Genomic DNA, 14,397 nt, shown 5'->3' on the forward strand with positions numbered 1-14,397 from the left:
GCTATCCGGCCGAAATTGCGCTGATTTGTGCCGAAAAAAAGACCCCTCAAGCTTTCACCACCTGCATCATTAGGCCGATCCCCACTATTTTCATCAAGCGCTTCAAGTTGTACGCCAGTACATGCAGACTCCTCTCGATACTAACCCGATCCAGCGTCTTTGTCAGGACGTGGGGCGCCCCATCCACGCCTAGAGCGTCTCTTACGGATGCTCGACTGTCTGACGGCGAATGCGCATCGCATCAGGGGGTTTATCTAGTCGGCTTTGCATTTAATCGAGGATAGCTTCGTGCTCCCAGCGCGAGACGCGCCGCTGTTTACTTGGTATGCATTGCGCCTTGATGGCGCAACTGTGGCAGTGCGAACTCCAGTAAGGTTGGATGTTCAACCCCTCCTCGGGGCTGGTAAAACGCCAAATCACTCGGTGACCTGCCGAGCAGCGATACTCATCCTTCTCCGGACTGTAAATAAAATCGGCCATGCCGAATCGTCCGTCGGCCGTGGCACCGAAGATCACCGTCTTGGGTACCAACACGTTAATGCCGGCCTCATGGCACGCAAGGATTTCTTCGCTTTTGAAATAGCCTCGGTCTGCAATCAACGTCAATTCCTGAGCAGCCATCGCAGCGCGTTCCTGTTTGGCCATGGAGGACAGCTGGCCACGGTCTACGCCAACATTAGTTACTTCGTGCGCAACAATCATATGGTGCTTGGCATCCACCGCTGTTTAGACGTTGTAGCCGACGATGTCTTTGCGAAATCTGGCGATGGTCTTGAAGTCGGGTATCAAGCGCCCGGTCAGTCACATGAGCTCCACATTCCGTTCCGCCTCTCGTTCCAGATTCCAGCTGGATTGAATACGATTTAGGTATCCGTAAATGTAAATCTTCAGGAGCACTGCGGGGTCATAGGCGGGTCTACCCGTTATCGCAGGATTGACGCCTTCAAATCCCAGCTTGTCGAGATCGAGCTCATCGACGAAGACATCAATCACGCGGATCGGATTGTTCCCTGTTACGTAATAGTCCAGGTGCTCCGGTAGCAATATGCCTTGTGTGCGATCTTCCCCTTGGAAAAACGCTTCATCTCGGAACCTCAACGTTTGATCAGTTCTCCACATAACGTTTCAGAATCAAAGGTCAGCGCTTTAGTCGAAAGTCTAGGCACTGCTTTTGAACGCTCGTTTGTATAACCGCTGCGGCGCGGATTACGTTATCGCACCTTGTGGAGCGTTGGTGCACTTCTCGATTTCGAAGTACACCAACGTCGATTGTTCCGCTCTACAGTTTCAAGGGCAGGCGAAATCGCACGCCCAGAATTTACTGGATACCAGTTAATACGACACAGCCTTGTTGCTTGATAGCTTACATCCATGTGGACCGCTTCGTCTCAGCGATCTTGACGGCTTACCTGCGCAACTTCATTTTGCCGCGACAGCAACGTAATTTGCTCGTCGCTGTAACCAAGCTCGCGCATCACTTCTACCGTATTCTCCCCGATAGAAGGGATCGGCAGTCTTGGTTGAAAGCGCTTACCGTCTATGGAGATCGGCAACAGCGGCATGGCGGTTTGCGAACCATCTTCCAGCGTCAACGTTGCCAATCCGCCACTGGCGAGCAGATGAGGATCTTCAAACAGTTCCTCCGGCCGAGTGATCGGGGCAAATGGAATGGCGTTCTCCTCAAATGCAACAGCAAGCCGTACGCTGTCCAGATTTGCCAGCGTTTCGCGGAGGGTTTGGAGTAACCATGGCCGTACCAGTACGCGTTGATTGTTGGTCTTTAATGCCGGATTGGCCAGCAGGTCATCGCGCTTCAAAATTGTACACAGCGCGCGCCATTGACCGTCACCCGTCGCGGCGATGAACATCTGCTCTTTTCCAGCCAGTTCGAACACATCGTATACAGACCAGGGATTGATCCGCGCCGGCATCGGTGCTGCCGGCACTCTGGTTACTGCGAATTGCTGCATGTGCTGGGCCGAAAGCAAAACGCAGTTTTCAAACAGCGCACTTTGAATCTCGGCGCCCAAATCGGTCGTGCGACGTTGGTACAGAGCAGCTAATACGCCGATGGCACCAAACATACCTCCCATAATGTCGTTCACGGAGCTGCCCGCGCGTAGTGGCGTGCCGACCGGACCGGTCATGTAGGCTAGGCCCGCCATCATCTGCACCACTTCGTCCAGCGCCAGACGATTTTCATAAGGCCCTTTCAAGAAACCCTTGTGCGATACATAAATCAGCTTCGGGTTATGAGCGTGTACCGTTTCGTAATCGAGTCCCAGATCTTTCATGCGGCCGGGCTTAAAATTTTCGATGAACACGTCGGCACTATCCACCAGGCGCCGCAGCGCTTCACGGCCCTCAATACTATTTATGTCGAGCGATACACTTTTTTTGTTTCGATTGAAGGTGCGAAAGAAACCTGCACCTGCCCCCAACAGCCTACGCGTGCCGTCACCATGCGATGGTTCCACCTTGATGACCTCGGCGCCGAGATCGCCCAAAATCATGCCGCAGGTGGGTCCCATCACCATGTGAGATATTTCAACGACACGAATACCCTCCAACGGTAATTCTGTTTTCTTAAGTGCTGACGCGCTCATACTGCCTCTCCAGTGGTCAGATCGACCTTTTTGTTTTCGTAGCCTAATGGCAAACCGGCGCATGCCAATGCGCCGTTCAACGATTCGTTGGGTAGCGCTTCATGCAAGAGGGTACGCGCCACCAACAGCTGACCGACATCGATTCCAGTCTGATAACCCATGCTTTCCAGCATAAAAGCCAGATCTTCGAGCGCGACGTTGCCTGACGCATCGGGCGCATGCGGACATCCGCCAAGTCCGGCCAAAGTTGCATCGAATTCATTGATCCCGTGGCGCAACGCGATCAGGGTATTAGCTAGCGCCATACCACGCGTGTCGTGAAAATGCAAAATAGTCAGCTTTTCCGGTGACAATGGAAGTAAAGCTCCAAGCAATTGATCAACCTGGCCTGGTGTCGCATGACCAGTCGTGTCCGCGAGCGCGATCAGATCACAGTCCGCATCCAGCACACGCAGAATGATTTCGCTAACGTCCTTCAGTGGCACTTTTCCCTGAATCGTGCAGCCGAACACTGTGGATATGCCAGCGATGAGCTTGATTGCACCGCGCTTGCCTGTCGCATCGCGCAATTCGCGAATACGGCGGAATTCGTCGACCATCTGGAAAGGCGTTTTCCGCACATTTGCCAGACTGTGGCGTTCACTTACCGATATCGGCGCGATGATGCGGTGAACACCGGCGATAATCGCCTTCTCTGCGCCTTTCAGATTGGGTACGAGGGCAGTCACGATTAGGTCCGGATAGGTCAGCGCATGTGCGATCACCTGTTCCGCATCGGCCAACTGCGGCAGCAATTTCGCCGGCACGAACGAAGCGACTTCCATATAGCGCACGCCTGCCGCGTAGACAGCGTCAATCCAACGCTTTTTGTCTTCGGTAGACATGATAGAAGATACACTCTGCAAGCCATCGCGCAATCCGACGTCTTGCACTACGACTTTCCTGTTTTTCTTAAGCATGAGGTTGTGTTCATCGTTGAAGTAATTGATCGTAATCCGGCGCCACATTTCAGCACCACCAGAAGGACCAATGATAATGCTTCGTGAATGAAATTAAAGCAGCGTTTGGGAAAGGGTGCCATCGCAAAACAGGATGGCTACATGCACTCGATCAATGTGCGTGGCCGGTCAGACAGCGATCAGCATCCACCCTTGGCGGCAGTGCCACGAGCATGATGCATTTCGCAACTGGCCACACGCTGCGCCAATATACCCGCACGTTATCGGAGCCGGACACGACCAATCGATAGTCCAATTTTCTCGCGTCGAAAGGACGCGAGCGACCACGCGCGACGGAACCGGTATGCGGGACTGCTCAGGACTTGTTCGTCAGGAAATTGACTAATGAAGCCGCAGTGGCGGTCAGTTGTTCTTTCGATTTGTAAATCACCACGACCTGGCGAGTTGCCCAGGGGTCAGTCAAAGGTACGAGATCGATATCAAGGACGTTGAGATACAACTCTGCCACCTGTTGCGGAACGATGGCAACACCTAGTCCAACATGCACCATTCGACACAGCGCATCTAAACCCAAGACACGGATTTTCACTTTCAGCTTGCCATCGAGTTTAGCCGCCTCTCTCGCCAGTAGGGTTGCCAGCGCAGTCTCGTCGCGACACCCTACAAAATCATCCTGCAGTATATCTGCCAAGGAAATCTGGTTCGCACCGGCCAGATGATGACCTTTGGGAACCACCAGAACCAGGTGGTCAGTACGGTATGGCAAGTATTGGAATTCCTCAAAGCCGGGGACTGTATTACAGATACCCAAGTCTGCGGCGCGCTCATCAATTGTGCGCAAAATCTGGATACTATTCTGCTCTTCGAGATCGATATTGACTTCCGGGAAGAGGCGCTGGAAAGCAGCAATGTCTTCCGGTAAGAACTGGACAATTGAAGACTGGCTGACAACTACGCGCACGCTTCCCTTGACTCCGGAAAAATACTGAGAAAGCTCCGCGCTCATTGCTTCGATATTCCCTATAGCCGCCTGCGCATGCCGAAATACCGTTTCGCCGACCGGCGTTACGGCAATGCCGCGCGCCTGCCGCTGGATAACCGGCAGGCCTATCGCGGCTTCGATATCCGCGATACGGCGGCTCACCGCCGATGGCGCAATGAACTCACGTTCTGCAGCGCGTGCAATATTCTTCTCCTGGCAAACGGCGACGAACAATCTCAGTGACGTGAGATCGATTTTTCGAAGCAAATTGTGCATGTTTCTTTGTGTCATCTCGAAATTGGCATCAGCCAGCACAAACTATATAACGATATTCTACTATGCTGGTGCCGTGGTCCTTCGTAATTGCTGCACACGCTTTTAAAACCCTCGCAAATGACCTTCATATCACGGCCCTTCGATGGTTTCTCGCGGTATGTACTATGTGATACGGCCCGCGGGTATGGCATTTTTATCATCCTAAATACCAAACTTCCAACTCGGTACCAATATTGGTTAAGGCTACGTAGATCTTTTGTGCGTAAAGAAACTCTGTCACGGGAAACGCAGAAAAAGTTGCGCATTGACCTTTCTTCCGCAAGCAGGAGGGAGATATCAGCCCCCTCCTGCCGTAGGTGAACCCACAGTAAACCTGGATAAATCGACTTTAGAACTTGTGACGGACGCCAACCGCAAATGCAGTTTGATTGCCTATGGTGCCAGTCGTGTCGCCCAAAATGCCTGGGTTAGTAGTGTTTGTAGCACGCAGTTCAGACACGAATGCATATACATCAGTACGCTTCGACAGGAAGTAATGGGTACCGAGGTTGAACTGGTTCAACGTACCCCTGCTAGCGCCAATGAAATCCAGGCTGGTATGTTGAACGCTAGCCACCAGTTGCAATGGAGCAGTAATGGCGTAATTCACGCCTAATTCGAAAACGTCAGCCTTGTCGTTGCTCAGGCCGCCAATGACGTTGTTAGGTGTAACAGTTGCCAGTGGCTGTCTGGTACGCGACCAGTTACCGTACACGCGTGCTGGACCAATCTGGTAACTACTGCCCAGGCTAAATGTTTTCAGCGCTGTAGCGTCCGGGCTTCCAACAAAAGCAGGTGCGGTATTGATCAACGACGTATCGCTCATCGTGCCGTTTAATGTATGGCCCAATTTCGACTGATAGTAAGCGGCGAACAAGGCGAGCGGCCCATTGACGTACTGGCTACCGAAGCCGAACGATTGCCCCCCGGTAGTTGAACCAGCTGCTTCACCGAAACCATAGATCGCGCTAGCAGTGAAGCCAGCCAAATTTGGCGTATTGTAACGGATCGAGTTATTGGTACGCGTACCTTCCAAGCGATCTAGAACGTGTCCTGGTGCAGCAACAAAAGTGCCGAAATCCAGAACTGAGGTCCATTGGCCGCCGATGTCATCCAGAATGTCAGTTTGACGCCCCAGGAGAACCGTACCCAAGCTACCACCCAAGCCGACTACTGCTTTGCGACGAAATAAATTTGTCGAACCTTTGTCACCTTGCAGTGCGCCAGTGTCGTTGTTGAAGCCGGTTTCCAGCTGGAATAGCGCCTTCAGATCGCCGCCTAGATCTTCAACGCCCTTAAAACCCAGACGCGAGCCTTGGACAATGCCGGAATTGAGACTGACTTTGCTGCCAGTCGCACCGCTTTTGGTGCCGGGGAGAAGAGTTTTGTTTGTATATGCAACGCCGGTATCCACGATACCGTAGATAGTGATAGAGCTTTGCGCTTGAACTGCGCCTGCGACGGTGCCGAGTACGGCCAATGCAATGAGTGTTTTTTTCATGTAATGTCCCCTATTTATTAAATTATCTTTTATTGATCTGTACATATTGCGATAGCAGAAGCCGGTAAGTAATTTTCTTTAGTTGTTTGTCCCCTTCAATGCTGAAAGCTCATATTCATCACAAAAAAAACGACAATAGCCTACCTGCCATAACCTGAAAATTTGCCTGGCGGGAGAGTCCTTTATCAGTGCATGGTCAGAGGCCGGCGCATTGTAGAGTTGCTCTTTTATTTGGTATTCGATGATCTGGCGTTTTTTTCTCAACGACTAATATTTCATCGAGTCCTTCAGATAATGTGCGGATGCAATCCGGCTCTAGCGGCCACGACACACCAATTTTTAGCGGCCGAAGACCCATCGCTTTTGCACCATCTTCATCGATGTTCATCAGTGCCAACGTTTCCCGTACATCAAGGTAACTCTTGCCGGTCGTTACGATACCCAGCTTCGTATGCGGCACGTCCCACAGTTGCCGATTCAATTTATTTAGGCGCACATATTCCAGCAAGCCATATAGCCGCTCTCGCTGTAGCCGATTTTCCTGTTCTAGCGGCGCATCCGGCCAGCGCAGGGAAAAGCCATCCGGCGGAATCGGGTAGGTATCTGGAATACGGATATCGACCGCCGCAGGGTCGATATCGAACGACGAAGACGTCTCAACCGTATCGGTGATCGCCTTGAAGCCCACCCAACAACCCGAATAGCGCGACATTGCCCAGCCGTGCAGACCGAATTCGAGAAATTCGCAGACTCCAGAAGAATTCATCACCGGCATCATCGCCGCGATAAATGCGTGATCGTCACCGGCAATGACAAGGACACCCCCGTGCCGTGAAGTACCGGCGATATTGCCGTGTTTAAATACGTCGCCGCTGCGATCTACCCCGGGCCCTTTGCTGTACCATAAGGCGAACACGCCACCCACCGCGGCATTAAGATCGAGATTGACCATCTGCGAACCCCAGACGGCAGTGGCAGCCAACTCCTCATTGAGGCCCGGCTGAAACTTGATATCGTTTTGATCTAGACATTTTCGCGCTTTCCACAGTTCCTGATCAACGACTCCCAGCAGTGAGCCACGATAACCGGAGACAAAGCCGGCGGTATTCAGCCCGGCAGTCGCATCGCGCTGCTTCTGCGCCATTAGCATACGTACCAACACTTGCGTTCCAGTCATGTATACTCTCCCCTTCGGCGAGTCATATTTATCCGACAAGGTGATGCCCGACAAAGCCGCCGGCAGCGCTAATGAAGAAGCATTTGAAGGCATTGTGAATCCTGTAAAATAGCTACTCAACTGTCCCGAGCGCCTTCACACGACGCCGGAATTAAACAGCCGTTAGTGAGAAATACTTTCGAGCGAGGCACCGCGGGTGCGTGGGCCCATAATGCCGATGGTCACCATCACGATGACCATCGCGCTGGCGATAAAAATGAATACCCCTGATACCCCGAATCGACCAAGAATGTGGGCGATGATAAAAGAACTGAATACGGCTGAAAGACGACTCCACGAATAGACGAATCCAACAGCACGCGCCCTGATGCCAGTCGGATAAAGTTCCTGCTGATAGGTGTGATAAGTAAACGAGATGATATTCCCCGCCAGCGTAAGTGAGATGCCGAGCGCAACGATCGTGGCCGGTGCGCTAACTTGGCTGAAAATCAGGCCACACGCCACATTCACGCCAGCCGCAACGATAATGACATGCTTGCGCTCAAAACGGTCTGCGATCCAATAGCCAATCAACGGCCCGACCGGTGCTGCCAAGCCAATCAGAGTTGTGTAAAGCAAGCTGGAGGTAACGGTAATACCTTGTTTGACCAGCAGTGTCGGTACCCAGTTGGCGAAACCGTAAAATCCTATGGTCTGAAATACATGAAAAATAATCAGCATGATTGAGCGCTTGCGGTAAGGAGGTTTCCACATGTCGCGATAGCGACCGGCCACAGCAACCGGCTCCGATGGCCCTGGTGCCGGCAAAGGTTTTCCATGTTCTATCTGAACCTTGGCTTCCAGCGCACTAAGAATTTCGTCCGCTTCCTTCAAGCGGCCCTTGCTGGCTAGCCAGCGTGGGCTCTCCGGCACATTGCGACGAATCCACCACACCAGAATCGCGCCGAAGCCACCAAACACTACAACCCAGCGCCAGCCAGCCATTCCGAATGGTGCATTTGGCACCAGCAAGTAGGACAGGAAGGCCACCACAGGAACTGCGGCAAAACCGGTTGTCTGGCAGATTGCAAATGCCCTGCCGCGCAAATGTTTCGGCGCCAGTTCGGACAAATAAGTGCCGATTGTAATCAGTTCGACGCCGATCCCGAGACCCGATATGAAGCGCCAGCCGTTCAGACCCAACGCAGTGGTTTGAAACACCATGATGGTGTTTGCCAGCGCGTACCATAGCAATGCGTACGTAAAGATCGCTCTGCGTCCAAAACGGTCTGCCAGAAAGCCGCATGCAATGGTCCCGACAAACAATCCGGAAAATAACGAAGCAATAAAACTTGCTATCCCGGAGGTGCCAAACAAGCCAACCGTCGTCGTCGTGAGCATGCCGCTCTTGACCAGACCCGGTGCAATGTAGCCAGTAAAGAGCAGATCGTAGACTTCAAAAAAGAAGCCCAGACTCAGCAATACGATAAGCTTCCATAGCGTGCGTGATGCTGGCAGTCGATCTAGTCTGGCTGAAATGCTACCGCTGTCGAGCGCTCGCTCCAGTAGTAGCGCATCGGCAGCATTTGCGGGCGCATGCAATGCTGTAGAAAAATTTTGGGTATAGGCCATGTCTTGTCTCCATTTATTTTTTAATTTGATACAGCGTAAATCAACCGTGAAGCAGCTATGAATCAGCTTCTAATTGTTTGGGGGGAGCACGAACCGCTTGCGCGATTGCCTCTCCCATTTCTTGAGTGCCTACTTTATGTGTACCGGCGCGGTACAAATCGGCTGTCCGCAATCCTTGACGCAAAACGGTCTGCACAGCGGCTTCAATCCGTATCGCTAGATCCGGCCGCTGCGCAGAATGACGGAGCATTAACGCCGTGGCACGAATACAGCCGATTGGATTGGCCACATCACGGCCTGCGATATCAAACGCTGTGCCGTGACCAGCTTCATACATGCCGCGCGAACCGACACCCAACAAAGCAGATGCTGGCAGTCCGATCGAACCGGTAATGACGGACGCCGCGTCGCACAAAATGTCACCGAAGAGATTGCCGGAAACGATCACGTCGAACGCTGCGGGACGCGCGATCAATTGCACTACCGCATTATCTGCGTACATGTGTGTCAATTAGATATCTGGATAATCAAGCGCCACATCCTTAAGCACTGTGCGCCAAAGCTGCGAAGTTTCCAGTACGTTCGCCTTGTCGACACTACAGACACGTCTAGAACGTGAACGAGTGGACTGGAATGCGAGATGCGCAATGCGACGTGCTTCACCATCGGTACACCGCATGGTGTCGAATCCCTCCCGCTCACCTTCAAAATCACCATCTGGCGCGTAACGTTGGCCACGCGGCTGTCCGCCACAAACGTCGCCATTCAATTCACGTACAATCAATAGATTAGTGCTTTCGGTGCGTTCAGCGCCTAGCGGCGACAGTTCTGCCAACTCAGGCTCAATCGCAATGCGGTGTATACACGCAAACAACCCCCAGTGTGCATCTCAGACCAAGGATAGCTTGCTCTGGCTGCAATGCACGCTCACGATAGTCAAAACTCGGATCGCCCACGGCACCGAACAAAACCGCATCGGAATCGCGCGCCAACCGTAGCGAGGCTTCAGGCAGCGGATGCCCGCTCAACAGCAATGCGGTTCCTCTGACCGGCGCCTCACTGACGTCAAAGACGAAGTCCGGGGAACGCATAGCATCAAGTACCTTGACTGCCTGAGCAATAACCTCGGAGCCAATGCCATCTCCTGGGAAAAGTGCGATCTTCATAAGGTCAAGCTCCGTGCCGCTGACAAAGCTCTTCGAACGAAACAAGTTCGCCGGCAATAGCACTGGCAACCACGGTAGGAGGGCTAGCCAGCCACACCTGTCCGGGACCGGATCGTCCCGGAAAATTACGATTGATTGCGCTGACAGTAATCTGATCGGACTCAGTTGATGATCCCGGCCCACAATTAGCGCAAGCCCCGCATGACGGCTGCAGAATTTCAGCACCCACCGCTTCGAAGGTAGCCATATAGCCCTGCTCGATACAGTAATCACGTACCGCGATCGTGCCGAACTGGAGGTAAAGTTTGACTCCCTCAGCAACACGTAGATGACGTTCTGCTGCCCACGACGATACCTCATGGTAATGATCGAAGTCCTCTCGTTTGCCAGCGGTGCACGATCCCCCGTAAGCGATGTCGACCTTGACCCGATCTTTCAACTGGCGAAGAGGAATGCTATTACCCGGGTCACCCGGAACCGAGATCATTGGTGAGAGCTCAGCACAATTAACCTCGATCACATGGGCATAACTGGCATCAGGGTCGGTGCACATCCAGGGTTCAATGGTAAATACCACGCCTCGTCGTTCCTGTAGAAAGCGCACCGTTTCTGCATCTGGTGCGACGATTCCTGTGAATCCGCCGAGCTCGGCGGTCATATTGGTGAGGGTTGCTCGTTCGTCCGTGCTCAGATATGTCACTGCCGAGCCGCCAAATTCGAATACCCGACCTGTCCCGGTACCGGCTTTAATATCTTGATGCGCCAGCAAATACAACACAATATCTTTCGCGGTCACCCCAACCGGAACGGGGCCGGTCAATTCAATACGCATGACCTGTGGCACCGTGATACGCACGGCGCCGGTAACAAACGCATTTGCCATATCGGTAGTGCCGACACCAAACGCCACGCAGCCGAGCGACCCGCTGTGTGGGGTATGAGAGTCCGTACCAACCAGTACCTGCCCTGGCAGGGCGTAGCGTTCTGTTATGATCGGATGCGAAATGCCTTCGGAACCGTGCGCCCAATCCTCCTGCAAATGACCATGCGCACGCAGGCCGTACTCCTTCACAAAATCACGGTGGACGATTGAAAGCCCGCGCAAATCCGGCAGCAGGCCATTTTTCTCATGCATCGGACTACGCTCAGCGTAGGACAGATGATCTTCGAAAGTGACAATCGATTCCTGGTGACACAAATTTACCGGCTTGCCAAAGGTCGAGTGCAGCATATGAGCACACATCCCGGTGTAATACTCGACAATAAATCGCCAGTCAGCGCGCACTAAGGCACCGCTGCCGGGCTGGAGCAGTCCATCTACATCATCAGTCTGGATCGCATGGCGCGCCAGGATTTTGTCGAAAAGTGTCTTGGGTTTGTCCCTTATCTCTACCAGTTCAAAAGCCGTAACCGAGCGCATACGTTGTTCCCCATAGCGCAATAACCCTCCACAATGCAAGATCGCCGCCGCCAACGCATCCCGAGAACCGACGATTTCTGCGATATCGATCGATTCGCCGAGTTGGATGCGTTCGATGAGGGAGAAATCGGTCGAAGTGAACAAACCGACGTTGTCGGCGTTCTGGCGATAAATGCGCGCAAAGCTTTCGGCGATGACTAGTTGAATGCCCGCAGCGCGCTCTGCAACCGGGCTATGCTCTCGAGATGATCCCTTGCCATAGTTCTTACCTGCAACGGTGACGCTAAAGCCCGCTGAACGCACCGCGTTGCGCCCTATGGGCAACCGCTCGCCGACTGTTAACCCGACGTACGGATAGGCTGCGAGCTCGTCGTCGTAATGTACCAGCACCGGCATCGGCGTGATTTCATCGGTAGAAATATCGTCGCGTAACTTGCCTGCTTGCGACAATATCAGATCGCGTCCAACGAGTTGCGCCTCAATGACGGTCGGGTCAACGCTCAAAAAAAGAATTCGCCCTGTGAGTGTAAGTTGCGCCATGTCAGTCTCCCAAGACTCAATTTACGGTCTGAGGGGATTTACAAGAAGTGCTCTATCAGCAAGCCGGGCATCGCAAATGACGATGTCTTATCATCTGATCAACCCTGAGCGGTCAGTTCCGCTTGTGCCGCAATGGCGATTTTCTTCCATGCTTTGTTATCTTTGCGCCGCCATCGCTACGTCCCGAATTCGGCCACCAGACGTCACAGCGATGGCCGATTAAATCGACGTATCGCCGAAAATTGCGAGTATTCAATTCGTGCCCTTTACACTGGACGGCTAATGGGTGACACCGGTAGAGTTCCGTCTGCTGCATAGTGCACACGAATAACTATTCTCGCGCAGCCAACTTCTCGATCGTCGCCAAGTATGCCGCGAGTGACTAGCGCGCTCATGCAGGAATGCAGACAACGCGTCCAGGTCACTGCTGACTCCCAGAGTATTGGTGGTGGTTTGCGGATTGAAGAGGCGACCGGTGCGCTGCAGCCAGGGCACTAAATGAATTGGAATACCCCGATCGGCGGTCAAGGCTTGATCTGCTGAGTCCTCCCGACTGGTCAGGTCAACGACACCCACGGGTTTGAAACGTCGTTTGCGACTTTTAAGTAATGCGCCGACGATCATGTCGGCATTGGGGGCCTCAGATTCCGCGACCGCATGAACTCGTCCGCGTTGCCAAAACTCAATGACTGCAGTGTGCTCAATCAGAAGCAGGCATACCTTAGGTTTAGCGCGGCGAGCGTCCGGCAGCGCCGCATAGACTTTAAGTAATTGCTGCCAGGTCCACCGCTCATAGACCGGATGGCCCAGACATTGCGCCAAGTAATACCCAGCGGCTACAGCACCCATTGGGACCAGTTGGTGCGGCTGGACACCATGGTCAATCCATTGAGGGAATATGACGCTCATGTATTCGATGCCAAGCCAGTGCCTCGCGTGGACGGACGTCTTTTACCTCTTGTTAGCGCTTTTGTGGCACTCGCGACGCCGGCCACTTGTGGCTGCGATGCGGACCGCATGAAATCGTCAAGTTGAGAGCGTAAGGTGGTGTTGACGTACCGAAGCGCAGAAATCTCTCCGATCGCTTTGTCGCGCGCGGTCCGAGTCTCTTGCAAATCGGCTTCGAGAAGCTCGATTCGACCAACCAGCGACACTTCTCGTTTTTCGGAAAATTTGAGCTGATTGCTCATGCGACTGACATCTTGTTGCGTAGTCTGGCGTTGCTGAGCCGTTTCGAGCATCAATTGCTTGGACAACCCGTCGTAGCGTTCACGGGCGGCAGCGACAGCCTGAGCATGCGCAGATTTTTGATCGTCCAACTCGGTCGCCAGAAAATTACATTGCGCGGTGGCGGCGGCAAGAGCGGCCTGTAGCTCCTCAACCTGTGTGCCCAAAGACGCATGGCCTGTCCGCAATTGAGCCAACTGCGTATCAACCGTCTCGTTGAGGTGATAACGCTCATCATTTTACGCCGTACGATCGGGCTCCATGCAGGAGGTTCATGCCCTCTGGCGGGACTGGCTCATCCAAGACTGCATCATGCGCTCGTCGCAATGCACGATGCACCAGCCGCAACATGGGACATCAATAAACTGGCCGATGCTGCAGGGATGTCGCGGAGCTACTTTATCGCGCAATTTCGCGCCGTTGTTGGTGAGACGCCCGGCGCATATGTAACCGGCTGGAGATTGGCGCTCGGGCATCGATGGCTCATGAGAGGAGAGTCCGTCAAATTGGTGGCTCGACGCGTCGGCTTTGGCAGTGCGGCGGCATTTTCAAGAGCATTTACCCGACAATTCGGGTGTGCTCCGGTCTCGGTGGCAACAAACCTGATGTAGCGGTAAGAGATGGTGACGCAAGATTCGTCCGGCTCGAATAAAAAATCGTCTTCCTGTAGATTGGCATCCTCCAAGGGTTCACAACAATTTACGCCAATAAGTCATATACCGTTGTCGTCCATCAAGGTAAGCAAGGATATCCTTTGGCTTGAGTGGCGGCTATTACCCGATCAGCTTGCCTGGCTCCTGAATGTGAGTTGATTCCATGTCAGATTTTTTCCTGGTTGGTCGAAGTCTGATTGTGTTGTTATGCGTATGTCAGTCTGCCATCCCGCGCACGAT

At 53.2% G+C, this 14,397-nt stretch carries 10 protein-coding genes and 2 pseudogenes; 2 read left to right on the forward strand and 10 right to left on the reverse strand.

The window, feature by feature from the left end; translation table 11 throughout:
* Positions 1-46 precede the first annotated feature (46 nt).
* The 10 genes and pseudogenes from AC07V8_RS18830 to AC07V8_RS18875 all read right to left on the reverse strand — a co-directional run bounded on the left by AC07V8_RS18830 (position 47) and on the right by AC07V8_RS18875 (position 13,186).
* Positions 47-1,119: pseudogene (locus tag AC07V8_RS18830) on the reverse strand (transposase).
* A gap of 269 nt (positions 1,120-1,388) precedes the next feature.
* Positions 1,389-2,606: a CaiB/BaiF CoA transferase family protein gene (locus AC07V8_RS18835; RefSeq protein WP_494680861.1), complete on the reverse strand. Its 1,218-nt coding sequence runs from the start codon at positions 2,604-2,606 to the stop codon at positions 1,389-1,391.
* Positions 2,603-3,565, reverse strand: coding sequence for a hydroxymethylglutaryl-CoA lyase (locus AC07V8_RS18840; protein WP_494680881.1), 963 nt, complete (start codon positions 3,563-3,565; stop codon positions 2,603-2,605). Before AC07V8_RS18840 ends, AC07V8_RS18835 begins: the two co-directional genes overlap by 4 nt.
* A 355-nt stretch (positions 3,566-3,920) precedes the next feature.
* Positions 3,921-4,823 carry a LysR substrate-binding domain-containing protein gene (locus AC07V8_RS18845; protein WP_494680862.1) on the reverse strand — a complete coding sequence of 301 codons (903 nt, stop codon included), beginning with the start codon at positions 4,821-4,823 and terminating at the stop codon, positions 3,921-3,923.
* A gap of 388 nt (positions 4,824-5,211) precedes the next feature.
* The gene (locus AC07V8_RS18850) at positions 5,212-6,363 is read right to left on the reverse strand and encodes a porin (RefSeq protein ID WP_494680863.1); all 1,152 of its coding nucleotides are present in this window, start codon (positions 6,361-6,363) and stop codon (positions 5,212-5,214) included.
* Between the two features lie 196 nt (positions 6,364-6,559).
* Positions 6,560-7,633 carry a hypothetical protein gene (locus tag AC07V8_RS18855; protein WP_494680864.1) on the reverse strand — a complete coding sequence of 358 codons (1,074 nt, stop codon included), beginning with the start codon at positions 7,631-7,633 and terminating at the stop codon, positions 6,560-6,562.
* 69 nt (positions 7,634-7,702) lie between these two features.
* Positions 7,703-9,151 carry an MFS transporter gene (locus AC07V8_RS18860; RefSeq protein ID WP_494680865.1) on the reverse strand — a complete coding sequence of 483 codons (1,449 nt, stop codon included), beginning with the start codon at positions 9,149-9,151 and terminating at the stop codon, positions 7,703-7,705.
* Positions 9,152-9,206: 55 nt separating this feature from the next.
* Positions 9,207-10,317: pseudogene (leuB, locus tag AC07V8_RS18865) on the reverse strand (3-isopropylmalate dehydrogenase).
* A gap of 4 nt (positions 10,318-10,321) precedes the next feature.
* On the reverse strand, positions 10,322-12,277 hold the full coding sequence (locus AC07V8_RS18870) for an aconitase family protein (protein WP_494680866.1): 1,956 nt from the start codon (positions 12,275-12,277) through the stop codon (positions 10,322-10,324).
* 279 nt (positions 12,278-12,556) lie between these two features.
* Positions 12,557-13,186, reverse strand: a complete 630-nt coding sequence (locus tag AC07V8_RS18875; RefSeq protein ID WP_494680867.1) for a hypothetical protein — start codon at positions 13,184-13,186, stop codon at positions 12,557-12,559.
* A 200-nt stretch (positions 13,187-13,386) separates the two neighbouring features.
* Here AC07V8_RS18875 and AC07V8_RS18880 point away from each other — a divergent pair, with 200 nt between their 5' ends.
* Positions 13,387-13,650 carry a hypothetical protein gene (locus AC07V8_RS18880; protein WP_494680868.1) on the forward strand — a complete coding sequence of 88 codons (264 nt, stop codon included), beginning with the start codon at positions 13,387-13,389 and terminating at the stop codon, positions 13,648-13,650.
* Between the two features lie 180 nt (positions 13,651-13,830).
* A complete protein-coding gene (locus tag AC07V8_RS18885) occupies positions 13,831-14,115 on the forward strand; it encodes a helix-turn-helix transcriptional regulator (protein ID WP_494680882.1) in 285 nt (94 codons plus the stop codon).
* Positions 14,116-14,397: the final 282 nt, after the last annotated feature.

The sequence above is a fragment of the Collimonas sp. GW821-FHT02H07 genome (assembly GCF_059421505.1).